The following is a 24702-nucleotide window of genomic DNA, read 5'->3' as shown; positions in this document are numbered from 1 at the left end:
GAAAGGGGATTATTTCATGTCTTTAATTGTTGATGTATATGCTCGCGAAGTCTTAGACTCTCGCGGTAATCCAACAGTAGAAGTTGAAGTGTTCACAGAATCTGGCGCATTCGGTCGCGCATTAGTACCAAGTGGTGCTTCAACAGGTGAATACGAAGCAGTTGAGCTTCGTGACGGTGACAAAGACCGTTATCTTGGTAAAGGTGTTCAGCAAGCAGTGCAAAATGTGAATGATAAAATTGCTGAATCATTAATCGGTTTTGACGTATTAGACCAAGCTGGAATCGATGACCTTCTAATTGAATTAGATGGTACTGAAAACAAAGGCAATCTTGGTGCCAACGCTATTCTAGGTGTTTCACTTGCAGCAGCACATGCAGCAGCTGGCTTCCTAGGCATTCCATTGTACCGTTATCTTGGCGGCTTCAATGCGAAGACATTGCCTACACCGATGATGAACATCGTAAACGGTGGTGAGCACGCAGACAATAACGTTGATATTCAAGAATTCATGATTATGCCTGTAGGTGCGCCAACATTCCGTGAGGCTCTTCGCACAGGTACTGAAATCTTCCATAGCTTGAAAAAGGTATTGAAGGATAAAGGCTACAATACAGCTGTTGGTGATGAAGGTGGCTTCGCGCCAAACTTGAAATCAAATGAAGAAGCACTTGAAACAATTATCCAAGCAATCGAAGCTGCCGGCTATAAGCCAGGTGAAGAAGTGAAGCTTGCGATGGACGTTGCGTCTTCTGAGCTGTATGAAGACGGGAAGTACAACCTGAAAGGTGAAGGCGTTGTTCGTACGTCTGAAGAAATGGTTGGTTGGTATGAAGAGCTTGTCTCTAAATATCCAATCGTTTCAATTGAAGACGGTCTTGACGAAAACGATTGGGAAGGCCACAAGCTATTGACAGAGCGCTTAGGCGACAAAGTTCAACTTGTTGGTGATGACTTGTTCGTAACAAATACGAAGAAGCTTTCACAAGGTATTGAGCAAGGCGTAGGTAACTCAATCTTAATTAAAGTAAACCAAATCGGTACGTTGACAGAAACGTTCGATGCGATTGAAATGGCAAAACGCGCTGGCTACACAGCTGTTATCTCTCACCGTTCTGGTGAAACAGAGGACGCAACAATTGCTGATATCGCAGTAGCAACAAATGCTGGTCAAATCAAGACTGGTGCACCATCACGTACAGATCGCGTTGCAAAATACAACCAATTACTTCGCATTGAAGATGACTTAGAGCATCTTGCAGTATATGCAGGTGGCAATGCATTTTACAACTTGAAGTAAGTAGTTAAATCGGCTATAGGGGACGCCTTATAGCCGGTTTTTTATATTATCTATCCTTCCCTAGATTTTCTCCGCTTTCTGTTCTTGAGGGATATAGAGTTTTATGATACAGTTATAATATTGTAAAGTGTGCGTTTAGGAGGTTAAGCTATGCATACAGTTGCTGTGACGCTGTTAGTCATCGTTTCAATTGCATTAATTGTCATTGTTTTGGCGCAATCAGGAAAGAGCTCGGGACTATCTGGCGCAATTTCTGGTGGTGCAGAACAATTATTTGGTAAGCAAAAGATGCGTGGTATGGATGCCGTGTTACACCGCATTACTATTGTGTTAGCAGTTCTATTCTTTTTACTGGCAATTGCGGTAACATACTTAGATGTGTAATAAAGATGACCATAAAGCAGCGGTATATACCGCTGTTTTTCTATTGCGAGAATTGCCATGTTTGAAATAAAAGAAGATGCGGAAAATAAGTAGGAGCACTTATTTACACAGCAATCCCGTATTATGATTATCCAAACAACTTGTGATTTGAGACTAAATATCAAACAGAGCAAAACATTGAGTTAAGGAGAGGTTTTTCATCATGAAAATTGTAGCACCAAAACCTTTTACATTCGAGGGCGGGAAACGTGCTGTTCTATTGCTACATGGATTCACTGGAAATGCGAATGACGTTCGGATGATGGGGCGTTTTTTGCAAAATAAAGGATACACTTGCCACGGCCCTCAATATGCAGGGCATGGTGTTGAACCAGAGGAGCTTGTGAAAACAGGACCGGAAGATTGGTGGAAAGCTGCAAAAGCAGGTTACGATTATTTGAAGTCAGAAGGATATGAAGAAATTGCTGTTGCTGGTCTTTCATTAGGAGGGCTATTTTCGCTAAAGCTGGGATACACTGAACCTGTAAAAGGAATTGTGACGATGTGTGCGCCAATGTATATAAAAAGTGAAGAGATTATGCATAAAGGGATTCTTCAATTTGCTGAGGAATATAAAAAACGGGAAGGAAAATCACCCGAACAAATTGAAAAAGAAATGGAACACTTCCATGATGCTCCGCTTGAAACAATCCGAGCGTTACAAGGGCTTATCAGAGAAGTTCGTCAATGTGTCGACATGATTTATGCGCCCACACTTGTTGTTCAAGCACGTCATGACCAAATGATTAACACAGATAGTGCAAATATTATTTATGATGAAGTTGAGACAGATGATAAGGAATTAAAATGGTATGAAGAATCAGGTCATGCGATTACGTTAGATAAAGAACGCGATCAATTACATGAAGATGTCTATCAGTTTTTGGAGCATCTTGATTGGAAGGAATAAAAGGTTAACCCGGCATTTTAAAACGAAGGAGGGAAAGGAATGGACGAAGTAAAAGAACATATTGAACGGTTACTAACTTTTATGAAGGACGAGGCATACAAGCCGCTAACAGTTCAAGAATTAGAAGAGGCTTTCGGAATTGAAGGCTCTGATTCTTTTAAGGACTTTGTAAAGGCTTTGGTAACAATGGAAGAAGAAGGACTTATTGTACGTACACGCAGCAACCGCTACGGTTTGCCGGAGAAAATGAATTTAATACGTGGTAAGTTCATTGCTCATGCAAAGGGCTTTGGATTTGTAGAGCGTGAAGAAAAGGAGCTTGAGGATATCTTTATCCCGCCTTCTGAAATAAATAGCGCTATGCATGGAGACCAAGTGCTAGTTCGTATCGATTCTTATAGCACAGGAGCTCGGGCAGAAGGAACGATTGTAAGAATTGTAAAACGGGCTGTAACTGAAATTGTCGGTACCTATGTAGATAATAAATATTTTGGTTTTGTCCAAGCAGACGATAAGCGTGTAACAACGGATATTTTCATTCCAAAAGGTAAAAACAACGGAGCAGCTGATGGTCATAAAGTAATTGTTAAAATTACAAAATACCCAGAAGGAAGAATGAACGCAGAGGGTCACGTGCTCGAAATTCTTGGCCATAAGAATGACCCTGGTGTGGATATTTTATCAATTATTCACCAGCATGGTATCCCGCAAGAATTCCCAGATGAAGTGATGCAGCAAGCGAAAGACACCCCGGATGAGATTCATCCAGATGAATTGAAGAATCGTCGTGATTTACGTGATGAAATGATTGTCACAATTGATGGCGCAGACGCAAAAGACTTAGATGATGCCGTTTCAGTTCAGAAGCTTTCAAATGGCAATTATAAATTAAGTGTTCATATTGCCGATGTGTCTTATTATGCAAAAGAAGGCTCACCAATTGATGAGGAAGCGCTAGAGCGTGGAACAAGTGTATATCTTGTAGACCGTGTTATTCCGATGATTCCTCACCGTTTATCAAATGGTATTTGTAGTTTGAATCCACAAGTAGACCGCTTAACACTTTCCTGTGAAATGGAAATCGATCACCAAGGAACTGTTGTGAATCATGAGATTTTCCAAAGTGTCATTAAGACAAACGAGCGGATGACTTATAAAGATGTAAATAGTATTCTTGAGGACCAAGATGAAGAACTTCGTAAAAAATATGCTGAACTTGTTCCAATGTTTGAAGATATGGAAGATCTTGCGGCAATTTTACGGAAAAAGCGTTTTGACCGTGGTGCTATTGATTTTGACTTTAAGGAAGCGAAAGTTCTTGTAGGTAGTGAAGGAGAGCCAACAGAGGTTGTCATTCGGGAGCGCTCTGTAGCGGAACGTTTAATCGAAGAGTTCATGCTTGCTGCAAATGAAACAATTGCAGAGCATTTCCATTGGTTGAATGTGCCATTCATGTACCGGATTCACCAAGACCCAGATGCTGAAAAGCTACAACGGTTCTTTGAATTTATTACGAATTTCGGTTATGTTGTAAAAGGAAAAGCAAATGATGTACATCCAAGAGCTCTGCAAGAGGTGCTTGAAACGGTCCAAGGTACACCTGAAGAAACAGTTATTTCAACGGTAATGCTTCGTTCAATGCAGCAAGCACGTTATGAACCGCAAAACCTCGGGCACTTCGGACTGTCGACAGAGTTCTATACTCACTTTACATCACCAATTCGCCGTTATCCAGATTTGATCGTGCATCGTTTAATTCGCAAATATTTATTAGAGAAGAAGCTAGATCCCGCTACGCAAGAAGAGTGGGCAGGGAAGCTGCCAGACATTGCACGACATGCATCTGAAATGGAGCGCCGTGCCGTAGATGCTGAGCGTGATACAGATGAGATGAAGAAAGCCGAATATATGATGAAGCATATTGGCGAGGAGTTTGAAGGAATTATTAGTTCTGTTACAAACTTCGGCTTGTTCGTTGAGTTGCCAAACACAATTGAAGGTTTAGTTCATGTCAGCTACTTAACAGATGACTATTATCGCTTTGACGACCGTCAATTTGCGATGATTGGTGAGCGCACAGGTAATGTCTTCCGTATCGGCGATGCCATTACTGTTCGTGTTCTTGATGCAAATAAAGATGAGCGCTCTGTTGACTTTGAAATTGTTGGTATGAAGGAAAACCGTCCTTCTAGACGAAAAGACCGACCAAAGGTTATTCAAAGTCCACGGAAGAAGAAGTCCAAGGACCCAAAAGTGAACTTAAAGGATAAAAAGAAAAACAATAAAAGCAAAAATAAACCATTTTATGAAGCAGCACCTTCAAACAAGAAAAAGAAACGTAAAAAGCGACGCTAGTGCATAACTAGCGTCCGCTTCACTGGTTTAAGTGAAGGGGGGGACGGAAAATGCCAAAAGGAAGCGGAAAGGCCATTGCTCAAAATAAAAAAGCACGGCATGATTTTACAATTGAAGATACATATGAAGCAGGTATTGTCCTTAAAGGAACGGAGATTAAATCCATCCGGGCAGGTCGAGTGAACTTAAAGGATGCTTTCGCTCGTATTGAAAAAGGCGAAGTTTTTCTTCATAACATGCATATCAGCCCTTATGAACAGGGCAACCGTTTCAACCATGATCCATTGCGGACGAGGAAGCTTTTACTGCATAGTAAAGAAATTTCGAAGTTAATTGGATTGACAAAAGAAAAGGGATATTCCCTTGTTCCTTTAAAGCTCTACATAAAAAACGGCGTAGCAAAGCTTCTTATCGGATTAGGTAAAGGTAAGAAAAAATATGATAAACGTGAAGACCTTAAGAAAAAAGCAATGAAACGGGATATCGAGCGTGCGATCAAGGACCGCAATATGTAAGAAAACTGTCGTTATGTGACGGCAGTTTTATTGCGATCGCAACATCTTGAATTAATTGAAGCTGTCCACAAAGACTGTTAAAGTGACACTAAGGAATAATCATTCTCTAGACAGGAGTGGTGTGAATGGAACAACAATTTGTCCAACAGTTTGATGCATTGCTTGAAAAGTATACAGAACTGCTTGTGGGAGAAACGGATAGTGAATTAAAAGCAAAAGTCCAAATGTGGGCTTTATATAACCAAGTAGCTAAGTCCATGCCTGCGTTGGCAAAGCACTGGAACGAAACATATCCAGAAGCAAAGCAAGAAATGCGCGCGCTCATTAAAGAAATCCAACAGTTAAATGAAGCTCATCGCTCAGAAATGGATAAGCGGAAAAATGATGAAAGCCACTAGTGAGTGTTCACTAATGGCTTTTCTTGATCTAGCTGCTTTATGCTTGTTGCCCCAGAACGAGCCGCCTCCGCTTTTCTTTATTGCAGCATTTGGTTGTTGTATGGGAATTGGTTTGTGTAGCCTTGGAATTGTTGGTAGGATTGTTGAAGCTTTTGGACGTCTGCTGCTTCTACACCGTACCAGCCTTTTTTGAACATTAGGTTGTAAAGGTCGCGTTGGCAGTCTTGTGTTTCTTTAAAGATAGTTACGACATCATCATATAATTGTTGATTGCTTGCTTCGTTTAAATATGTGCAATATGAGTTTGTCATATATTTTTCAGTTGAAAGCATGTCGTTTGAGTAGTCACGGTCATTCATTGTTGGTGTTTTTGGGACAGTTGTTTCAGGATTTTTCACTTCGTTTGGCTTTTGTTGTTGTGGCATGTTGGTTACCTCCTTTTGTTTAAGTGCTATTGTTGCATGTTTTGTGCAGGCTGGCTTTGTAAATGTTGCAGAATTTTTTCGTAGTGACGTTGATGCATTTGTCCAGCTTGATCAAGTGCATTTTTCACTTCAGTATCTTGGCATTGCTGTGCCATGAAATGAGCTTTCTTCATCGCAAGTAGGTTCCAAGAAAGCATATCTGTTAAATAAAGCTGGTCCTTCGTTGAAACGATGGCTGGTGGTTGCTGCATAACGTTTTGACCTGTCGTTTGCTGTTGTTGCATAATATATTGCCTCCTTCTATCATGTCATTCAACGTTAATTTTCCAAATGCTAGCCTTTTTTATACAACAATATTGCTGAAAATGGGCTTAGATAAATACTCATGTTTTTAAAAAAGTGTTAAAATATAGGTATATAATGTTATCGTAATAAATTAATAAGCGAATTCAGGTTAAGCTATAAAGTGTTGAAATAAAAGGAATATTAGGGCTTAACTTTCTTTTATTCATGTCATGTATGCGCTTACAGGAGGTGTAGCAAATGGAAAAAGCATTGCGGAACTTTTTCTTATTTATGTCTCAAAATAAAGCCTTTACGAAGCTTGCGAAAACATACGGACTGCGATTTGGCGCGGCTCGATTTGTTGCTGGAGAAACGATTGCGCAAACAGTTGAAGTGATTAAAGAGTTAAATAAAAAAGGAATGGCTGTTACAATTGATTACCTTGGAGAGTTTGTGGACAAGGAACATGAAGCAAAAGAGCGGACACAGGAAACGATTCAAGCAATACGCGCTATTGCCAATGAAGAACTGGATTCTCAAGTTTCATTAAAGCTTACGTCTATGGGCCTCGATATTTCTGAAGAACTCGTGATGGAAAATATGCGTCTAATTATGGAGGAAGCGGTAAAGAATCAAGTTTTCATTACAATTGATATGGAAGATTATAGCCGATGTGAAACAACCTTGAATATCTTCAAGCAGCTGAAGGCTGAATATGACCAGATCGGAACAGTTATTCAGTCTTATCTCTATCGAACAGTTGAGGATATGAAGGACCTTAATCAATATAACCCTAACTTGCGCTTAGTAAAGGGGGCTTACAAAGAATCTCCTGAAGTCGCTTTTCCAGATAAAAAAGATGTCGATGAAAACTATAAACGAATCATCAAAATGCATCTTCTAAATGGGAATTATACAGCAGTGGCGACCCACGATGATGAAATGATTGAATACACAAAGAAGCTTGTGAAAGAACACGATATTTCGAACGACCAATTTGAGTTTCAAATGCTCTATGGCATCCGAACGGAGCGTCAGGAAGAGCTTGTACAAGAAGGGTATCGCATGCGTGTCTATGTACCTTACGGAAAAGATTGGTATGGTTATTTTATGCGGCGCTTAGCAGAGCGGCCGGCAAACGTAGCGTTTGTGTTAAAAGGTGTTTTTGGAAAATAAAAACTCGGCAAATGCTGAGTTTTTATTTTATATTTAGATATTGCTAAATTTTCTAAAATATCTTATAGTAAAAGATAGATATTGACTGAGGTTATATTTTTTTAACCAAAAAATGAATGAGTGTTCATTCAAATGAAGACAGGGGGAAACACGATGAGTTGGAAGATTAGAAGAGCAGCAGTCTTAGGCTCAGGAGTTATGGGTTCTGGCATTGCTGCACATTTAGCAAACGTCGGTATACCTACACTTATGCTTGATATTGTTCCAAGAGAACTTACAGATGAAGAGAAAGCAAAAGGATTAACCCTTGAAGATAAACAAGTACGAAACAGAATGGCAGCGAATTCAAAGAAAGCACTCTTTAAGCAGAAGCCGGCTCCACTGGCATTAAAAGAAAATGCTGATTATATCGAAGTTGGAAATATGGAAGATGATTTTCATAAGCTTTCAGAAGTAGACTGGATTATTGAAGTCGTTGTTGAAAATCTTGAAATTAAACAAAAAGTATTTGCACGAGTTGACGAGGTTCGGAAGCCAGGTACAATTGTAAGCTCCAATACTTCAGGTATTTCAATTGAAGCAATGGCAGAAGGACGCTCAGAAGATTTTCAAAAGCATTTCTTAGGCACACATTTCTTTAATCCACCGCGTTATTTGAAGTTGTTAGAAGTCATTCCGACTCAACATACCGGTCCTGAGGTCCTTACATTTATGAAAGGCTTTGGAGAGGACGTTCTCGGCAAAGGTGTGGTTGAAGCGAAAGATACGCCGAATTTTATTGCAAATCGGATCGGTACATATGGATTGCTTGTTACCGTTCAAGAAATGCAAAAAGGCGGCTACAGTGTTGGAGAAGTTGATTCTGTCACAGGGCCGTTAATCGGACGGCCAAAAAGTGCAACCTTCCGTACATTGGATGTTGTCGGACTTGATACATTTGCTCATGTTGCAAAGAATGTCTATGACAATGTAGAAGGTGTTGAAAAAGAAGTTTTTGAAGTGCCGGCTTTTATGAAGAGCATGCTTGAAAAAGGATGGCTCGGAAGTAAATCTGGTCAAGGCTTCTATCTGAAGAAGAAAACAGAGAAGGGTAAAGAAATTCTTGAACTGAACCCTGAAACGCTTGAATACGAAGAACGGAAAAAGCTAAAAGCGGCATCAGTCGAGATGAGCAAGCAAGAAAAAGGGCTTGCGCGTAAATTAAAAACACTTGTCTACGCAAATGATCGAGCTGGTGAATTTGTGTGGAACATCTTAAAGCCTGTCCTACTTTATTCAGCAAAGCTTCATGGAGAGATTGCAGATGATATTGTTGCAATTGATCGTGCTATGAAGTGGGGATTTGGCTGGGAGCTCGGCCCATTTGAAACATGGGATGCGATTGGCTTAGAAAAATCAGTACAGCGAATGAAAGAAGAAGGCGAAGAAATCCCAAGCTGGGTTGAAGAAATGCTTGATAAAGGACACAAGAAATTTTATAAGCAGGAGAATGGAAGCGTTTCCTTCTACCATAATGGCGACGATAAGCTACTTAAAGAAAATGAAAAAGTCATTCGGTTAAATCTCTTAAAAGAACAAAACAAAGTGATAAAGAAAAATACAGGTGCAAGTTTGATTGATTTAGGTGATGGAGTTGCAGGGTTGGAATTTCATTCTCCGAATAATGCTATTGGTCCAGATATTACGCAAATGATTTTTGAATCAGTTGAAGAAGTTGAGAAAAATTACAAAGGGCTTGTAATCGGAAATCAAGGAAAGAACTTCTGTGTTGGGGCAAACCTTGCGATGATTTTAATGGAAGCACAAGATGATAATTTCTTTGAGATTGAACTTGTTGTACGTCGTTTTCAAGATGCAATGATGAGATTGAAATATAGCGACAAACCGGTTGTTGCTGCACCTTTCGGCATGACACTCGGCGGTGGAACAGAAATTTGTTTGCCTGCTGATTCAATCCAAGCATCCATGGAAACGTATATGGGACTTGTAGAAGTGGGGGTAGGTGTTATTCCAGGCGGAGGCGGAAACAAAGAAATGTATATTCGCCAGCTAGAATCAATGCCAGAAGGACCAAACTTTGACCTACAAAAGATTACAAACCATGTGTTCGAAAAAATTGCGATGGCAAAAGTATCAACTTCAGCTCCAGAAGCGAGGAAACATGGCTTCCTATCAAATCAAGATGGAATTAGTGTAAATGGCGACCACCTTCTTCATGATGCAAAGCAAAAAGTGCTTTCACTTGCTGAGCAAGGCTATGTACCACCGAAGCGTAAGAAGATTCCTGTAGTCGGTGAGTCAGGCTATGCAACGATGGTGCTCGGTGCATATGGCATGATGAAGTCTGGTTACATTTCCGAGCATGATATGAAAATTGCTAAGAAGCTCGCACATGTTTTAGCGGGAGGGAAAGTACCAGGCGGAACGATGGTCGATGAGCAATACCTATTGGATCTTGAACGTGAAGCCTTCCTTAGTCTAGTAGGGGAAGCGAAAACACAGGCTCGTATGCAGCACATGCTTGTAAAAGGAAAGCCATTACGCAATTAAAGGGGGATATCATTGTGAAAGAAGCAGTCATTGTTGCCGGGGCAAGGACGCCTGTCGGCAAAGCGAAAAGAGGAATGTTAGCAAATGCACGCCCAGATGATCTTGGGGCATTAACGATAAAAGAAACGTTAAAAAGAGCAGGCGGTTATGACGGGAAAATTGATGATCTTATTATTGGCTGCGCCATGCCAGAGGCTGAACAAGGGATGAATATGGCCCGGAATATTGGAGCGTTAGCAGGTCTTTCCTATGAAACTCCTGCGATTACAATTAACCGTTATTGTTCTTCTGGTCTACAGTCAATTGCTTATGCGGCAGAGCGGATTATGCTTGGTCATGCAAGCACTGTCCTAGCAGGCGGGGCTGAGTCAATGAGCTTAATCCCGATGGGCGGACATGTCATTCGCCCAAATGTTGAAATTGTTGAAAACGCACCAGAATACTACATGAGCATGGGGCATACAGCTGAGGAAGTTGCTCAGAAGTATGGCATCAGTCGTCAAGAACAAGATGAATTTGCAGTAAGAAGCCATCAACGTGCTGCAGCTGCTATTAAAGAAGGGCGTTTCGAAGAGGAGATTGTACCAGTCGAAGTGACGTTAAAAGCGGTAGATCATTCAAATAAACTGCAAGAAAAGAAGGTAACCGTCTCTCAAGATGAAGGTGTCCGAGAAGGTACGACAACAGAAGTGCTTGCAAAGCTGAAGCCTGCATTTAACATGCGAGGAACCGTTACAGCTGGAAACGCTTCGCAAATGAGTGACGGCGCAGCGAGTGTACTTGTGATGGAACGTGAGAAAGCAGAAGCGGAAGGATTAAAACCAATTGCTAAGTTCCGCTCCTTTGCAGTAGGTGGGGTACCACCTGAAATTATGGGGATCGGCCCTGTGGCAGCTATTCCAAAAGCATTAGAGCTTGCAGGGTTAAGTCTTTCTGATATTGGATTATTCGAGTTGAATGAAGCTTTTGCGTCACAATCGATTCAAGTGATTCGGGAGCTTGGCTTAAATGAAGAGAAAGTAAATGTTAACGGTGGTGCGATTGCACTTGGTCATCCGCTTGGTTGTACAGGAGCGAAGCTAACGTTAACACTTCTACACGAAATGAAACGACGCAATGAACAGTTTGGGGTTGTCACAATGTGTATTGGCGGCGGAATGGGCGCAGCTGGCGTAGTGGAGCTATTATCGTAATCAAAAAATGATAAAAAGGGGAGAAACCGATGAGCAAAACGGCTGAACATTTATTTAAAGGTGCACAATTTTTAGTGGAGGAAGTATCAGCGGACCGTGTCTATACACCTGAGGATTTTTCAGATGAGCATCATATGATCGCAAAGACAACAGACGAGTTTGTTGTAAAGGAAGTCATGCCTCAAGTTGAGCATTTAGAAAACCATGAATTCGACCGTTCAGTGAAGCTTTTGAAACAAGCTGGAGAGTTAGGTCTGCTTGGAGCGGATGTGCCGGAGGAATATGGTGGAATTGGGCTTGATAAAGTCAGCTCAGCTCTTATTGCGGAGAAATTCTCAAAAGCAGGCGGCTTTTCAATTTCACACGGCGCTCATGTAGGGATAGGCTCTTTACCGATTGTATTTTTCGGAAATGAAGACCAGAAGCAGAAGTACCTGCCTGACCTTGCAACGGGGGCGAAGCTTGCTGCATATGCACTAACAGAGCCAGGTTCGGGTTCTGATGCTCTAGGCGCTAAGACGACAGCTGTATTAAATGAGGAAGGCACTCATTACGTTTTAAATGGGGAGAAGCAATGGATTACGAACTCTGCATTTGCTGATGTATTCATCGTCTATGCGAAAATTGATGGTGAGCATTTCACAGCATTTATCGTTGAACGTGATTATGAAGGTGTTTCAACAGGCCCTGAAGAGAAGAAGATGGGAATTAAGAGCTCTTCGACACGTACATTAATTATGGAAGATGCAAAAGTACCGAAAGAAAATGTTCTTGGTGAAATTGGTAAAGGCCATGTCATTGCTTTCAACATTCTTAATGTAGGGCGCTATAAACTAGCTGTCGGCTCAATCGGTGCTTCAAAGCGTGCGATGGAACTGTCTGTTAAATATGCAAATGAGCGTAAGCAGTTCCAGCAGCCAATTGCAAAATTCCCGCTGATTCAAGAAAAGCTAGCAAATATGGCTTCGAAATTATATGCGATGGAAAGCTCTGTATACCGAACTGTCGGCTTGTTTGAGGAGCGGATGGGTACCCTTTCAGAAGAAGAGCAAAAAGACGGGATGGCGATTGCACAATCCATTGCGGAATACGCAATTGAATGTTCATTGAACAAAGTATTTGGCTCTGAAACACTTGATTATATTGTGGATGAGGGTGTACAAATTCACGGTGGTTACGGGTTTATGTCAGAATATGAGATCGAAAGAATGTATCGAGATTCTCGTATTAACCGTATTTTCGAAGGAACAAATGAAATCAACCGCATGATCGTCCCTGGAACATTAATGAAGAAAGCGATGAAAGGCGAGCTGCCACTTCTTCAAAAGGCAAAAGCATTACAAGATGAGTTAATGATGATGATGCCAGAAGAAATTAGTGATGAGCCGTTAGCGCAAGAGAAATATTTAGTGCGCAATGCGAAGAAAATTGGCTTGCTTGCAGCAGGTCTTGCAGCTCAAAAGCTTGGAACTAACCTTAAGAATGAGCAAGAAGTTCTTGTGAATATTGCTGATATCGTTAATGCTATCTACGCAATGGAATCGGCTGTATTGCGAACAGAAAAAGCCATGCAAAAAGACGGCCAAGAAAAAGCAGCTCAAAAGCTTCTTTATACAGAAATCTTCTGCCAAGAGAAGTTTGCTGAAATTGAAGCGGATGCAAAAGAAACGCTGACAGCTGTCGAATCAGGTGACTCACTCCGCATGATGCTAGGTGCACTGCGTAAGTTAACTCGTCACTTACCGAAAAACTTGATTGAAAAGAAACGTCAAGCTGCACAAAAATTATTAGAAGCTGAAAAATTCGTCGTATAATTTTTTAAATGGAGCGCTATTTAGGTAGCGCTCCATTTAAATATGTTCAGTTTTGAAAATAGTATAGCGCTCCTTTATTGTGATATGATAATAGGGATAAAGACCAATGGAGGTACAAGATGGCGCTTACATTTTATTGGTATCCAAAGTGTGGAACATGCAGAAAAGCAAAGAAATGGTTTGACGAAAACAGCATTGCTTATGAAGAAGTACATATTGTTGAACAACCGCCAACGAAAGAAGAAATCAAAGATTTCTATAACAAAAGCGGTTTAGAGCTTAAGAAGTTTTTTAATACGAGTGGGAAGAAATATCGAGAGCTTGGTTTGAAAGACAAAGTTAAGACAGCAGAAGAGGATGAGTTATTAGAGTTATTAGCATCAGATGGTATGCTTCTGAAGCGTCCGATTGTAACAGATGGTGAAAAAGTAACAGTCGGCTTTAAAGAAGACGAGTTTGAAAAGGTATGGAGCAAATAAGATATTTGCTCAAAAACTTCATGATCGCATATACTCATTAATGAGAAGGCAAGTACATAAGACCTTGTCCGTGGGTAATTATAATATTGGAGGGAAAGCAGAATGAATCTACCTAAAGAGTTTCGTTATTCAGAAGAGCATGAATGGGTAAAAGTCGAAGGCGACAAAGTACGCGTAGGAATTACAGATTTCGCACAGTCTGAGCTTGGTGACATCGTGTTTGTTGAACTTCCAGAAGTAGGGGACGAGATTGAAGCAGATGAGCCATTCGGCAGTGTTGAATCTGTTAAGACAGTTTCTGAGCTGTATGCTCCAGTTAGCGGTAAAGTGGTAGAAATCAACGAAGAGCTAGATGATAGCCCTGAGTTCGTAAATGAATCACCATATGAAAAAGCTTGGATGATCGTAATTGAACCAACTGATATGAGCCAAGTTGACAACTTAATGACAGCTGAACAATATCAAGAAATGACTGAAGAAGAATAAGAACATTTTTACAGCGATGAAGCAAGCGGCGGATGAAAGATTCCGTCGTTTTTTTATTTATTCAAAATAATGTTTGGTATCGCTTTTATTTTTTGACAATCGTTTTGTCTTCTCATAACCTTTTAATAAGGGAATACATAAATTATGTTAATCATTAAGCGAAATTCTAATAAGCAGGTGAACATAATGGATGTTGTGGAGAAAGTGATCATTGTAGAAGGCCGTTCTGATAAGAAGAAAATTAAGTCACTTATAAAAGAACCTGTAACAATCATTTGTACGAATGGAACGGTAAGTGTTACAAAAATAGATGAGTTAATTGACACGCATCTTTTGGATGAAAAAGATGTCTATATTTTAGCTGATGCTGATTCAGCTGGGGAAAAGCTCCGTAGTCAATTCAAGCGTGAATTACCAGAAGCAGAGCATATCTATATTGATCGGGCTTATCGTGAAGTAGCGTCTGCTCCACCGCATCATTTAGCAACAGTTTTATTAGGAGCAGATATCGATATTCATACGGAATTTTTAGTGAAATAGGAGGCATTATGAAAGAACTAACACCGCAGCAACTAGACCAGGCATTAGAGGACGAGGATCTTCATTTTCAGTATTTGTATACACCAATGTGTGGGACATGTCAGCTTGCGAAGAGGATGCTTACGATTGTGGAAGAAGCAATCCCTTCCTTAGAGGTGGCGAGGACTGATTTGAACTATATTCCGCATTACGCAAAAAGCTGGGGGATTGAAAGTGTTCCTTGCTTAATTGTTTTTCGGAATGGAGAAATGAAAGAGAAGATTTATGCTTTTCAATCTGTCGACTATTTATTCCGGTTTTTTAAAGAGTATTTAGAAAATTAAATAAAAATGTTAAAAATAACCTCAACATACACCAATTGTCTAAATTATTAAGGTTTTTAGACAATCTCGGTTTCGATTTCACTAAAATGGGTTAGGTATGTTATAACTGTGTATATTGTGGTAAACTACACCTTTAAATGTTTACCCTGTACAAATAATTTCCAAACCTATCAAAAAATGCTTTTGCATTTGGAGTCAGAAAACGATATAAAGGTGTATGAAAAGAGGTGGTTGAGGATGTTACCATTTTTATTTATTTCTTGGATGCAGAAAAGAAATGACACAACAATAGATGTAGAAGAACTCGTTTTTGAAGCACAAAAAGGAAACGAGGAAATTCGTAATGAATTACTAGAAAAATATCAACCTTTTATAAAAAAAGTAATTTCAAAGGTATGTCAGAGGTATATTTCAGAATCAATGGATGAGTATAGTGTGGGATTGCTAGCTTTTAACGAAGCCATTGATCAATACCAATCGAACCAAGGAAGTAAGTTTCTTACGTTTGCAAACATGGTCATTCGTCGCCGCGTTATTGATCACATTCGAAAAGAACAGCGGCACCAGCAGCATTATGCATGGGATTACGAAGAAGAAGAAAGCGATGTACAGTACGAAGAAAGCTATATTGAGCAAAAAACATCGATTGAGAATTTTGAATTGAAAAAACAGCAGGAAGAACGCGTTGAACAGATCATGGAATATCGCGAAATGCTGGAAAATTTTAAAATTACATTTGAAACATTAAATAAACAATGTCCGAAACACCGTGATGCTCGTGAAAATGCAAAAGAAATTGCTAAGCTTATTGCAGAAGATCAAGAATTTGTTGAATATCTCGTTTCGAAAAAGCGTCTACCAATTAGACATTTAGAGAAAAAAGTTTCATGCAGTCGTAAAACCATAGAGAGGAATCGAAAGTATATAATAGCCGTTGCGTTAATCTACATCGGTGGGTTCACAGCGTTGCAATCATACATCGAACCACAGAAAGGAGGGGAATAATGAAGCGGGGTATTGTTATGGACGTTCGGAAGCGAAGAGCTGTAGTCCTCACAAAAGATGGGGAGTTTAAAAAAGTCCCTCTAAAAAAATATCCATATGTAGCAATTGGTGAAGAAGTTGTCGTACCAGCTTCATCCGCCATTCCGCTTTATTCGAAAAGTATTCCGTTGTTTTCTGCGGCCGCTGCTGCAGCAATTTTCTTGGTAATCTTATTAAGTTCTTTTCCTTTATCAACAAATGACCGAGCAGTAGCTGCTTTCATTGGATTAGATATTAATCCAAGTGTAGAAGCAGGGATCAACCATCAGCTTGAAGTTATTGAACTGAAAGCTCTTAATGAAGATGGAAAAAAGATTATTTCTCAGATAGGATCAGTTGATGAGATGCCTTTACAACAGCTTTTGACTGCATTTTTAGCTGCATCTAAATCTTCTGGATACTTGAAGAAAAGCAAAGATATGCTTGTAACAACAACTCTTTTAGATTCTGGAGCTTCTATGCAGCAACCGATCGCAAGTGCTGTTGATAAATGGAAGCAACAAAATGTTGAAGGTACAGACCTTGCACTAACAACAATGCAAGGAAACAATGAACAACGACAGCTTGCACACGATAATGGTGTCTCTACTGGAAAATACCTTATGTATCTTCAGGCCAAAGAAGGCCAGGAAAATATGACAATCGATGAAGTGAAGACGCTTAGTGTCGAGCAATTAAATAATCGTCTAAATCCATCGGAAGAACAAATGCCTGAAATGGAAGAGCCTGTCGAAGTGCCTGCAGCTGTAGAATCAGTTGGGCAAGCAGATACTTCGGGTCAAGCTCAGCCTGCATCTACTAACAGCGTAGAAGAGCAGGAAGAAGTTGAACGAGAAGTAGTGGAAATGGAAGAAGGCTTGAAATCTGCTCAATTCGTCGCTCCTGTACCGAACAAGGCAGTAGTAAATGAAAAAGCAAGCCAACCACGAAAGCCACAACTTAAAAAAGAAAAAAAGAAAAAAGATAAAAAGAAGCAAGAAAATAAGATGAATAAAGAAAAAGGTCCAAACAAAGTCAAACATATAAAAGACTATAAGCCAGGAAAAAGCCATAGTAATGTGAAGGCAAAAGGACCTCAAAACGCTCCAGGTAAAAATAAAGGTAATCATGGCAATAAGAACGAAAAGCCCGGGAATCCACATGCAAAGAAAGCTTCATAATTAGTAAGAGAAATCATTCCTATTCGACGTATTTCTCGGGAAATAAGGACAAATGCTGTCATACATTGCAGTGTTTGTTCTTTTTTTGTATATAAAAACTTCAATAGTGTCGAAGGGTTTTGCAAGGAAATAGACAGCTGAATAAGAAAATATGAACAATCGAACATTAAAGGGGTTGCCAAAATGGTTGTTCATAAGGCGTTAATTGACTTGCAGAATCGGTTTAGCTTAGAAGGACATCTCTTATCCTTAGTGAAAGAAGAGCCGTTAGCAGTTCAGTTGATAACTGAAAGTGAGGTTGTAACCTTTGTATTAAGAGGACTGGAAATAACGGTCATGCCCTTGCATCAGTCTGCACAGGTAATTATTAAAGGTGATGAGTGTGAACTGTTAGAGCTGTTGTCTGGAAGGCAGCCGTTAAGAAGATTATTGAACCAAGGTCATCTACAAGTTGCAGGAAATTATCGCTCAGTGCTAAGGATTGAATCTGTTTTGTATTGTTGTTCGAATGAACAAAAAAAGATATCTGTTTGATTATACTGAAAATTTCAAATAGAGCGTTGACTTTTTTTCTTTAAGGTGATAGCATAACAATCAATCAAAGCAATGAAGTTAATATGTCTTATCTAGAGAGGTGGAGGGACTGGCCCTGTGAAGCCCGGCAACCGGTTTTCTTTTTTTTAGAAAAAAACGGTGCCAATTCCTGCAGAGTGTAGACTCTGAAAGATGAGAAGAGCGATGAGTTATTAAACAATCCCCTCTTCTTAATCAGAAGAGGGGTTTTTTCATCCTCATTCTCTTTCTTTTAGAAGAACTTAGCTTGCTATCATACTTAAAGGAGCGATTGAGAATGTCAGAAAAAAATTATCGATTTGAAACACTAGGTATCCATGGGGGATTGGCGCGAGATAATCAAACAGGGGCACAAGCTCTTCCGATTTATCCAACAAATGCGTATCATTTCCAAAGCACTGATCACGCTGCAAATTTATTTGGTCTTAAGGAACAAGGGAATATTTATACACGTATTACAAACCCAACTGTTAGTGCATTTGAAGAACGTGTTGCATTACTCGAAGGCGGTGTTGGAGCATTAGCGTTTGCGAGTGGCTCTGCAGCAATTACAAATGCCATTTTGAATATAGCCGAAGCTGGTGATGAGATTGTAAGTGCTTCTACATTATATGGCGGTACGTACAACTTATTTGCACAGACATTACCGAAGTTCGGAATTAAAGTACATTTTGTAGACCCAACAAAGCCAGAGAATTTCAAAGAGGCAATTACTGATAAAACAAAGGCAGTATTTGCTGAGTTGATTGGTAACCCAAGCCTTCACGTGCTAGATATTGAAGCTGTTTCAACTATTGCACATGAAGCAGGTGTGCCACTTATTGTAGATAACACATTTGCTACACCTTACTTATGCCGACCACTAGAACACGGTGCAGATATTGTCGTCCATTCAGCTACAAAATGGATCGGTGGAAACGGTACAACATTAGGCGGGGTCGTTGTCGATGGTGGTAAGTTTGATTGGAATTCCGATAAGTTCCCTGGATTTACTCAACCTGACCCAAGCTATAATAACTTAGTGTATGCAGAAGCATTAGGAGAAGTAGCGTATATTATTAAAGCGCGTGTACAGCTTCTTCGTGACACAGGTGCCGCATTAAGCCCATTTAATGCGCATCAATTAAGCTTAGGATTAGAGACATTGCATGTACGTATGAAAGAGCATGTAGCAAATACTCATAAGGTTACTGAGTACTTAAGTAATCATCCTGGTGTTGATTGGGTATTGCATCCAGACTTAGAGAGCCATTCATCTCACGAATTAGCGAAGAAGTATTTACCAAAGGGCTCCAGCTCAGTGGTCGTGTTCGGTATCAAAGGTGGAAGAGAAGCTGGTGCAACATTAATTAACAATATTGAATTATGGTCACATGTTGCAAACGTTGGGGATGCGAAGAGCTTAATTATCCATCCAGCAAGTACTACACATCAACAATTAAGTGCAGAAGACTTGAAGAAGTCTGGAGTAACAGAAGACCTAATTCGTCTCTCTGTTGGGATTGAAAATGTAGAAGACCTAATTGAGGATCTTGAGCAGGCAATTGAGAAAGCAACAGGGGTCACATCAAAACAACAAGGCGCAAACGTATAGGAAATGAAAGAAACAGTCGCATTTTTGCGGCTGATTTTCTTTTGAAAAGGCATTCCTTTATCAAGGGATAGAGGTGGTGATGAAAATCCATACTAAAGGGTGCATAACATTTAGAAAGGATGGGTTTTCTATGGAACAATTTGAACCTAGAAATGCGACTGAAGCTGCATTGCATGATTATAAAGCTGGTCTTGGAGAATTCACGAAGAAAATGCCTGAGTTTGCTCATCATTATAATGCTTTTACAGAAGCGTGCTTCAAAGCTGGGGCTGTAACAGAGAAAGAAAAGCAAATGATTGCACTTGGTATTAGTGTTTTTGCTCAAGATGAATACTGTATCATCTATCATACAAAAGGATGCTTAGACCAGGGAGCAACTGAACAGGAAATTCTAGAAGCAACTGCAGTGGCAGCTGCCTTTGGCGGAGGTGCTTCAATGAGCCAAGGTGTCACGCTTGTCCAGGAAGCAATTCAAGATCTTCAACAAATTGAACATTAATTTTGGTGTAATTCCTCTCTTGTTTCTTAAGAGAGGAATTTTTTAATTTTTGTGGAAGCGTTTACAATAAAAGGATAGGTAGTTATGTGAAGAAAAAGCAAGGAAATAAATATATTCAGAAGATGACTGAAAAGAGTGACGACTTAAAAAGGTATTTCCCCTTCACACCCTTCATAGCTAGTTTGTTGGGACATAACGAATCATGGTAACATTTTATTTGTAGGTTGAAAACAGAGATGGAGCCTACGGCGGAGGATGAAGGGGGATAACCATAAAGGTATCTGCTTATGTATCCTTTCCATACTTATTATTTTGAAAGGATTGATTTCTCATTAGTGACCTTGAACTGAATTATACGGCGGAAATGGAACGTGCAATGCACCAGTCAAATGGAATGAGCTATGCCGAGTACAGCCGTAAGCTTGAGAAGCGTTTAGCAGTTGAAAGGCGAAGAGAGAAAGACTATCAAGAGAGCAGAAAGTTGTTAAGTGACCTAGAAGGTAATAGAAGCTTGTAGAATAGAGACAATGTGTAAGAAAAACCAGTAGAGTTTCTGCTGGTTTTTCTTGCGTTTTGTAGCAATATTTTATTTGAGTAAATATTTAACGGCGTACTAATTGTTTTATTTTTGAATGCTTTTCCCTAGAGAAGAGAGACTAAGAGAAGTTATAATGATCGTAGTGCAAAAAGACTTTCTAAACTTTTTTGTTTTTAAAGTATTTAAATGTTGTTTTCGGTTGATATAGAGTTTTATTTGTTATAAGATTAGAATGAGAATAAATTGAGAATAAAACATTGACCTTTCATCTGAGGGGTATACAATAAAAGATGAATTAGGATTAAATTGGAGGTATTGGCTTATGTCATCAACTTTAAAAATTCAAGATCTTCATGTCGAAATCGAAGGCAAGGAGATTCTAAAAGGTGTAAATCTAGAAATCACAGGTGGCGAGATTCATGCCATCATGGGACCAAATGGTACAGGTAAATCTACATTGGCTTCAGCAATTATGGGCCATCCTAAATATGAAATCACAAAAGGAAGCGTAACGCTTGATGGAGAAGACGTTCTAGAAATGGAAGTTGACGAACGTGCTCGTGCAGGTCTTTTCTTAGCGATGCAATATCCAAGTGAAATCAGTGGTGTAACGAATGCTGACTTCCTTCGTTCAGCAATTAATTCTCGCCGTGAAGAAGGCGACGAAATTCAATTAATGAAATTCATTAAAACAATGGATAAGAAGATGAATTTCTTAGATATGGATCCGAACATGGCACAACGTTATTTAAATGAAGGTTTCTCTGGCGGTGAGAAAAAACGTAACGAGATTCTTCAATTAATGATGATTGAACCAAAGATGGCAATCCTTGATGAAATCGATTCTGGTCTTGATATTGATGCGTTGAAAGTTGTTTCAAAAGGAATCAATGAAATGCGCAGCGACGATTTCGGCTGTTTAATCATTACTCACTATCAACGCTTATTAAACTATATTACACCAGACAAAGTACACGTTATGATGCAAGGTCGCGTTGTGAAATCCGGTGGCGCAGAATTGGCTCAACGTCTTGAGGCTGAAGGCTACGATTGGATTAAGCAAGAACTAGGTATTGAAGACGAAACAGTTGAACAGGAAGCGTAAGCAGTAAGGAGGAATATGATGACTGTGGAAACGAAACTCCCATTCGATAAAGAATACGTCAGCCAATTATCGAGCCAATTAAATGAACCGGAATGGCTTAAAGAATTACGTCAAGACGCACTTGCGAAGGCAGAAGACCTACCAATGCCTCGTCCAGATAAAACAAAGATTGACAAATGGAACTTTACAGAGTTCAAACATGAAATTGCTGAAGGCTCACTTAATGATCTAAGTGACTTACCAGAAGCAATTAAAACATTAATTGATGTTGAAGCAGAAGACAAAAACCTTCTATTACAACACAATGGCGCCAATGTATTTACTTCTCTTTCAAATGACTTGAAGGATAAGGGCGTTATTTTTACCGACATTCATACAGCAGCACGTGAACACAGTGATCTAGTGAAAAAATATTTCATGACAGAAGCTGTAAAAGTTGATGAACATCGACTTACTGCATTGCATACGGCATTGATGAATGGCGGGGCATTCCTATATGTACCGAAGAACGTTGAAATTAAAGACCCAATTCAAGCTGTGTACTGGCAGGATAAAGATACAGCACTTTTCAACCATGTGATCGTAGTTGCTGAAGATAATAGTGCTGTCACATATATCGAAAACTATTTGTCATTCGGTAAGGAAGAATCAGTTTCAAACATTGTAGCTGAAGTTGTTGCAGGCGCAAATGCAAATGTTCACTTCGGTGCAGTAGACTATCTTGGCGAAGGTATGACAACCTATGTAAACCGCCGCGGTATTGCCAAGCGTGATGCTCGTATTGAGTGGGCACTTGGGCAAATGAACGACGGTAATACAGTATCAGACAACACAACGAACCTGATTGGCGAAGGTTCATATGCAGATACAAAAACAGTAACAGTCGGACGCGGCAGCCAGAAGCAGAACTTCACAACTCGCGTCACACACTTTGCTAAAAACTCTGAAGGCTACATTCTCAACCATGGGGTAGTTAAAGATTCAGCAAGCTCCATCTTTAATGGGATCGGTAAAATTGAACATGGTGCTTCAAAATCAAATGCTGAACAGTCTTCTCGTGTCTTAATGCTAAGTGAAAAAGCACGTGGAGATGCGAATCCAATTCTTCTAATCGATGAAGATGACGTTACTGCAGGTCACGCAGCATCTGTTGGACGTGTCGACCCAATGCAGTTGTACTATCTTATGAGTCGTGGTATTCCACAAAAAGAAGCAGAACGCCTTGTAATTCATGGTTTCCTTGCACCAGTGGTGAAAGAACTTCCAATTGAAGGTGTTAAGAAGCAGCTGGTTGAGGTTATCGAAAGGAAAGTTCAATAATGGATGTTAAAGCGATTCGTGAACAGTTTCCGATTCTGAATCAAGAAGTCAATGGACATCCGCTCGTATATCTTGATAGTGCGGCAACTTCACAAAAACCTGCTTCTGTTATTGACACGTTAAGTGACTACTATCGCGGGTATAACTCTAATGTACACCGTGGCGTGCATACACTAGGTACTCGTGCAACCGATGGCTATGAAGGGGCGCGTGAAAAGGTTCGCCGTTTCATTAATGCTGAAAATAGTAAAGAAGTTATCTTTACTCGTGGGACAACAACAGCAATCAATACAATTGCAGCAAGCTATGGACGTGCAAACCTATCGGAGGGTGACGAAATTGTCATCACTCCGATGGAGCACCATAGCAACATTATTCCTTGGCAGCAAATTGCGAAGGAAACAGGTGCAACATTGAAATATATCCCACTTCAACAAGACGGCACAATCGCATTAGAAGATGTTCGTACGACAGTAACAAACAATACAAAAATTGTTGCAGTTATGTATGTGTCGAATGTACTTGGAACGATAAATCCTATTAAAGAAATTACTCAAATTGCTCATGAAAATGGTGCTGTCATGGTCGTTGACGGTGCACAAAGCACACCACACATGAAAGTGGACGTGCAAGACCTTGACTGTGATTTCTACGCTTTTTCAGCTCATAAAATGTGCGGCCCAACAGGTGTTGGTGTGTTATATGGGAAGAAAAAGCATTTAGAAAAAATGGAGCCTGTTGAGTTCGGTGGAGAAATGATCGATTTCGTAAACCTTTACGATTCAACGTGGAAAGAACTTCCATGGAAATTTGAAGGTGGGACGCCGATTATTGCAGGGGCAATTGGTTTAGGTGCAGCAATTGATTTCCTTGAAGAGATTGGAATGGACAACATTGAAGCTTATGAGCACAAGCTAGCTCAATATGCAATGGAGCGTCTATCTGGAATCAAAGGCATGCAAATTTACGGACCAAGCTCAGGTGAACGCGCAGGTCTTGTTACCTTTAACATTGATGATGTGCATCCGCATGACCTTGCAACAGTACTTGATACAGAAGGAATCGCAGTACGTGCAGGTCACCATTGTGCTCAACCATTAATGAGATGGTTAGAAGTTTCTGCTACTGCTCGTGCAAGTTTTTATATCTACAACACAGAAGAGGATATTGATAAGCTTGCAGACGGAATAATTAAAACAAAGGAGTATTTCGGTGATGTCTTCATCTAATGTCAATCTTGACCAACTATATCGTCAAGTAATTATGGACCATTATAAGAACCCGCGTAACCGTGGCGTTCTCGAAGATGACAATATCACCGTCAATATGAACAACCCGACATGTGGGGACCGTATCCAGCTTCATTTGAAAGTTGAGGATGGTGTGGTTTCAGACGTGAAATACGACGGTGAGGGCTGTTCAATCAGCATGTCATCTGCTTCAATGATGACACAAGCGATTAAAGGGCTTGAAGTTGAAAAAGCATTAAAGCTTTCAAAGGTTTTTTCCGATATGATGCAAGGCGAGGATTACGATGAAGAAGAACTAGATTTAGACCTTGGCGACATTGAAGCGCTACAAGGTGTTTCGAAATTCCCAGCACGAATCAAATGTGCAACCCTTGCTTGGAAGGCAATGGAGAAGGGCGTTTCTGAAGAGGAGAACAGCGAGTAATTGCAAGCCGGGCTCAAGGAAGT

General features: G+C 40.1%; 26 protein-coding genes and 1 riboswitch. Of the genes, 24 read left to right on the top strand and 2 right to left on the bottom strand.

The window, feature by feature from the left end:
- The first annotated feature begins 16 nt into the window (after nt 1–16).
- The 6 genes from eno to LC040_14690 all read left to right on the top strand — a co-directional run bounded on the left by eno (nt 17) and on the right by LC040_14690 (nt 5901).
- Nucleotides 17–1300, top strand: a complete 1284-nt coding sequence (gene eno, locus LC040_14715; protein WLR50502.1) for a phosphopyruvate hydratase — start codon at nt 17–19, stop codon at nt 1298–1300.
- A 150-nt stretch (nt 1301–1450) separates the two neighbouring features.
- Complete coding sequence (gene secG / locus LC040_14710) at nt 1451–1684, top strand: preprotein translocase subunit SecG (GenBank protein WLR50501.1); 234 nt, start codon at nt 1451–1453, stop codon at nt 1682–1684.
- A 202-nt stretch (nt 1685–1886) separates the two neighbouring features.
- Entirely contained in the window at nt 1887–2633 is a 747-nt protein-coding gene (locus LC040_14705) for a carboxylesterase (protein ID WLR50500.1), read from the top strand.
- Between the two features lie 39 nt (nt 2634–2672).
- A complete protein-coding gene (gene rnr, locus LC040_14700) occupies nt 2673–4988 on the top strand; it encodes a ribonuclease R (protein ID WLR50499.1) in 2316 nt (771 codons plus the stop codon).
- 50 nt (nt 4989–5038) lie between these two features.
- On the top strand, nt 5039–5503 hold the full coding sequence (smpB, locus tag LC040_14695; protein ID WLR50498.1) for an SsrA-binding protein SmpB: 465 nt from the start codon (nt 5039–5041) through the stop codon (nt 5501–5503).
- Between the two features lie 125 nt (nt 5504–5628).
- Nucleotides 5629–5901 carry a YusU family protein gene (locus tag LC040_14690; GenBank protein ID WLR50497.1) on the top strand — a complete coding sequence of 91 codons (273 nt, stop codon included), beginning with the start codon at nt 5629–5631 and terminating at the stop codon, nt 5899–5901.
- A gap of 77 nt (nt 5902–5978) precedes the next feature.
- Here LC040_14690 and LC040_14685 read toward each other — a convergent pair whose 3' ends face one another.
- Nucleotides 5979–6326: a spore coat protein gene (locus LC040_14685; protein WLR50496.1), complete on the bottom strand. Its 348-nt coding sequence runs from the start codon at nt 6324–6326 to the stop codon at nt 5979–5981.
- Nucleotides 6327–6352: 26 nt separating this feature from the next.
- A complete protein-coding gene (locus LC040_14680; protein ID WLR50495.1) occupies nt 6353–6610 on the bottom strand; it encodes a hypothetical protein in 258 nt (85 codons plus the stop codon).
- 259 nt (nt 6611–6869) lie between these two features.
- On the opposite strand from LC040_14680, the gene LC040_14675 reads away from it, so the two are divergent.
- The 18 genes from LC040_14675 to LC040_14590 all read left to right on the top strand — a co-directional run bounded on the left by LC040_14675 (nt 6870) and on the right by LC040_14590 (nt 24679).
- Nucleotides 6870–7787 (top strand): proline dehydrogenase, encoded by a 918-nt coding sequence (locus LC040_14675; protein ID WLR50494.1) that lies wholly within the window; start codon nt 6870–6872, stop codon nt 7785–7787.
- A 153-nt stretch (nt 7788–7940) separates the two neighbouring features.
- Nucleotides 7941–10337, top strand: coding sequence for a 3-hydroxyacyl-CoA dehydrogenase NAD-binding domain-containing protein (locus LC040_14670; GenBank protein WLR50493.1), 2397 nt, complete (start codon nt 7941–7943; stop codon nt 10335–10337).
- Nucleotides 10338–10351: 14 nt separating this feature from the next.
- Nucleotides 10352–11530, top strand: coding sequence for an acetyl-CoA C-acetyltransferase (locus LC040_14665; GenBank protein WLR50492.1), 1179 nt, complete (start codon nt 10352–10354; stop codon nt 11528–11530).
- A 29-nt stretch (nt 11531–11559) separates the two neighbouring features.
- On the top strand, nt 11560–13344 hold the full coding sequence (locus LC040_14660; GenBank protein WLR50491.1) for an acyl-CoA dehydrogenase family protein: 1785 nt from the start codon (nt 11560–11562) through the stop codon (nt 13342–13344).
- Between the two features lie 119 nt (nt 13345–13463).
- Nucleotides 13464–13823 carry an arsenate reductase family protein gene (locus tag LC040_14655; GenBank protein WLR50490.1) on the top strand — a complete coding sequence of 120 codons (360 nt, stop codon included), beginning with the start codon at nt 13464–13466 and terminating at the stop codon, nt 13821–13823.
- Nucleotides 13824–13925: 102 nt separating this feature from the next.
- The gene (gene gcvH, locus LC040_14650; protein WLR50489.1) at nt 13926–14309 is read left to right on the top strand and encodes a glycine cleavage system protein GcvH; all 384 of its coding nucleotides are present in this window, start codon (nt 13926–13928) and stop codon (nt 14307–14309) included.
- Between the two features lie 186 nt (nt 14310–14495).
- Complete coding sequence (locus tag LC040_14645; GenBank protein ID WLR50488.1) at nt 14496–14849, top strand: toprim domain-containing protein; 354 nt, start codon at nt 14496–14498, stop codon at nt 14847–14849.
- A gap of 8 nt (nt 14850–14857) precedes the next feature.
- Entirely contained in the window at nt 14858–15172 is a 315-nt protein-coding gene (locus LC040_14640) for a thioredoxin family protein (protein ID WLR50487.1), read from the top strand.
- Between the two features lie 237 nt (nt 15173–15409).
- Complete coding sequence (gene sigI, locus LC040_14635) at nt 15410–16177, top strand: RNA polymerase sigma-I factor (GenBank protein WLR50486.1); 768 nt, start codon at nt 15410–15412, stop codon at nt 16175–16177.
- Entirely contained in the window at nt 16177–17376 is a 1200-nt protein-coding gene (locus tag LC040_14630) for an anti-sigma factor domain-containing protein (GenBank protein ID WLR50485.1), read from the top strand. The genes sigI and LC040_14630 overlap by 1 nt, the downstream gene beginning before the upstream one ends.
- 183 nt (nt 17377–17559) lie before the next feature.
- Nucleotides 17560–17910 (top strand): SCP2 sterol-binding domain-containing protein, encoded by a 351-nt coding sequence (locus tag LC040_14625; GenBank protein WLR50484.1) that lies wholly within the window; start codon nt 17560–17562, stop codon nt 17908–17910.
- An 85-nt stretch (nt 17911–17995) separates the two neighbouring features.
- A riboswitch (SAM riboswitch) is annotated at nt 17996–18109 on the top strand.
- A gap of 117 nt (nt 18110–18226) precedes the next feature.
- Nucleotides 18227–19543 (top strand): O-acetylhomoserine aminocarboxypropyltransferase/cysteine synthase, encoded by a 1317-nt coding sequence (locus LC040_14620; GenBank protein ID WLR50483.1) that lies wholly within the window; start codon nt 18227–18229, stop codon nt 19541–19543.
- A gap of 130 nt (nt 19544–19673) precedes the next feature.
- Nucleotides 19674–20042 (top strand): carboxymuconolactone decarboxylase family protein, encoded by a 369-nt coding sequence (locus LC040_14615; GenBank protein ID WLR50482.1) that lies wholly within the window; start codon nt 19674–19676, stop codon nt 20040–20042.
- 364 nt (nt 20043–20406) lie between these two features.
- A complete protein-coding gene (locus LC040_14610) occupies nt 20407–20559 on the top strand; it encodes a hypothetical protein (protein ID WLR50481.1) in 153 nt (50 codons plus the stop codon).
- Between the two features lie 343 nt (nt 20560–20902).
- Nucleotides 20903–21685, top strand: a complete 783-nt coding sequence (gene sufC / locus LC040_14605) for a Fe-S cluster assembly ATPase SufC (protein ID WLR50480.1) — start codon at nt 20903–20905, stop codon at nt 21683–21685.
- A gap of 18 nt (nt 21686–21703) precedes the next feature.
- Complete coding sequence (gene sufD, locus LC040_14600) at nt 21704–23005, top strand: Fe-S cluster assembly protein SufD (GenBank protein WLR53308.1); 1302 nt, start codon at nt 21704–21706, stop codon at nt 23003–23005.
- Nucleotides 23005–24234: a cysteine desulfurase gene (locus LC040_14595; protein WLR50479.1), complete on the top strand. Its 1230-nt coding sequence runs from the start codon at nt 23005–23007 to the stop codon at nt 24232–24234. Before sufD ends, LC040_14595 begins: the two co-directional genes overlap by 1 nt.
- A complete protein-coding gene (locus LC040_14590; protein WLR50478.1) occupies nt 24221–24679 on the top strand; it encodes an SUF system NifU family Fe-S cluster assembly protein in 459 nt (152 codons plus the stop codon). Before LC040_14595 ends, LC040_14590 begins: the two co-directional genes overlap by 14 nt.
- The last annotated feature ends 23 nt before the right edge of the window (nt 24680–24702 follow it).

Source organism: Bacillus tianshenii (assembly GCA_020524525.2).
Lineage (GTDB): Bacteria > Bacillota > Bacilli > Bacillales > Bacillaceae_N > Bacillus_AV.
The sequence above is the reverse complement of the archived record's forward strand: the minus strand, read 5'-3'. Positions and strand labels throughout refer to the sequence as shown.

Bases quoted from the DNA above. Each gene is read 5' to 3' on its own strand.
- eno (WLR50502.1), top strand. From the start codon at position 17: ATGTCTTTAATTGTTGATGTATATGCTCGCGAAGTCTTAGACTCTCGC.
- secG (WLR50501.1), top strand. From the start codon at position 1,451: ATGCATACAGTTGCTGTGACGCTGTTAGTCATCGTTTCAATTGCATTA.
- LC040_14705 (WLR50500.1), top strand. From the start codon at position 1,887: ATGAAAATTGTAGCACCAAAACCTTTTACATTCGAGGGCGGGAAACGT.
- rnr (WLR50499.1), top strand. From the start codon at position 2,673: ATGGACGAAGTAAAAGAACATATTGAACGGTTACTAACTTTTATGAAG.
- smpB (WLR50498.1), top strand. From the start codon at position 5,039: ATGCCAAAAGGAAGCGGAAAGGCCATTGCTCAAAATAAAAAAGCACGG.
- LC040_14690 (WLR50497.1), top strand. From the start codon at position 5,629: ATGGAACAACAATTTGTCCAACAGTTTGATGCATTGCTTGAAAAGTAT.
- LC040_14685 (WLR50496.1), bottom strand. From the start codon at position 6,326: ATGCCACAACAACAAAAGCCAAACGAAGTGAAAAATCCTGAAACAACT.
- LC040_14680 (WLR50495.1), bottom strand. From the start codon at position 6,610: ATGCAACAACAGCAAACGACAGGTCAAAACGTTATGCAGCAACCACCA.
- LC040_14675 (WLR50494.1), top strand. From the start codon at position 6,870: ATGGAAAAAGCATTGCGGAACTTTTTCTTATTTATGTCTCAAAATAAA.
- LC040_14670 (WLR50493.1), top strand. From the start codon at position 7,941: ATGAGTTGGAAGATTAGAAGAGCAGCAGTCTTAGGCTCAGGAGTTATG.
- LC040_14660 (WLR50491.1), top strand. From the start codon at position 11,560: ATGAGCAAAACGGCTGAACATTTATTTAAAGGTGCACAATTTTTAGTG.
- LC040_14655 (WLR50490.1), top strand. From the start codon at position 13,464: ATGGCGCTTACATTTTATTGGTATCCAAAGTGTGGAACATGCAGAAAA.
- gcvH (WLR50489.1), top strand. From the start codon at position 13,926: ATGAATCTACCTAAAGAGTTTCGTTATTCAGAAGAGCATGAATGGGTA.
- LC040_14645 (WLR50488.1), top strand. From the start codon at position 14,496: ATGGATGTTGTGGAGAAAGTGATCATTGTAGAAGGCCGTTCTGATAAG.
- LC040_14640 (WLR50487.1), top strand. From the start codon at position 14,858: ATGAAAGAACTAACACCGCAGCAACTAGACCAGGCATTAGAGGACGAG.
- sigI (WLR50486.1), top strand. From the start codon at position 15,410: ATGTTACCATTTTTATTTATTTCTTGGATGCAGAAAAGAAATGACACA.
- LC040_14630 (WLR50485.1), top strand. From the start codon at position 16,177: ATGAAGCGGGGTATTGTTATGGACGTTCGGAAGCGAAGAGCTGTAGTC.
- LC040_14625 (WLR50484.1), top strand. From the start codon at position 17,560: ATGGTTGTTCATAAGGCGTTAATTGACTTGCAGAATCGGTTTAGCTTA.
- LC040_14620 (WLR50483.1), top strand. From the start codon at position 18,227: ATGTCAGAAAAAAATTATCGATTTGAAACACTAGGTATCCATGGGGGA.
- LC040_14615 (WLR50482.1), top strand. From the start codon at position 19,674: ATGGAACAATTTGAACCTAGAAATGCGACTGAAGCTGCATTGCATGAT.
- LC040_14610 (WLR50481.1), top strand. From the start codon at position 20,407: ATGGAACGTGCAATGCACCAGTCAAATGGAATGAGCTATGCCGAGTAC.
- sufC (WLR50480.1), top strand. From the start codon at position 20,903: ATGTCATCAACTTTAAAAATTCAAGATCTTCATGTCGAAATCGAAGGC.
- sufD (WLR53308.1), top strand. From the start codon at position 21,704: ATGACTGTGGAAACGAAACTCCCATTCGATAAAGAATACGTCAGCCAA.
- LC040_14595 (WLR50479.1), top strand. From the start codon at position 23,005: ATGGATGTTAAAGCGATTCGTGAACAGTTTCCGATTCTGAATCAAGAA.
- LC040_14590 (WLR50478.1), top strand. From the start codon at position 24,221: ATGTCTTCATCTAATGTCAATCTTGACCAACTATATCGTCAAGTAATT.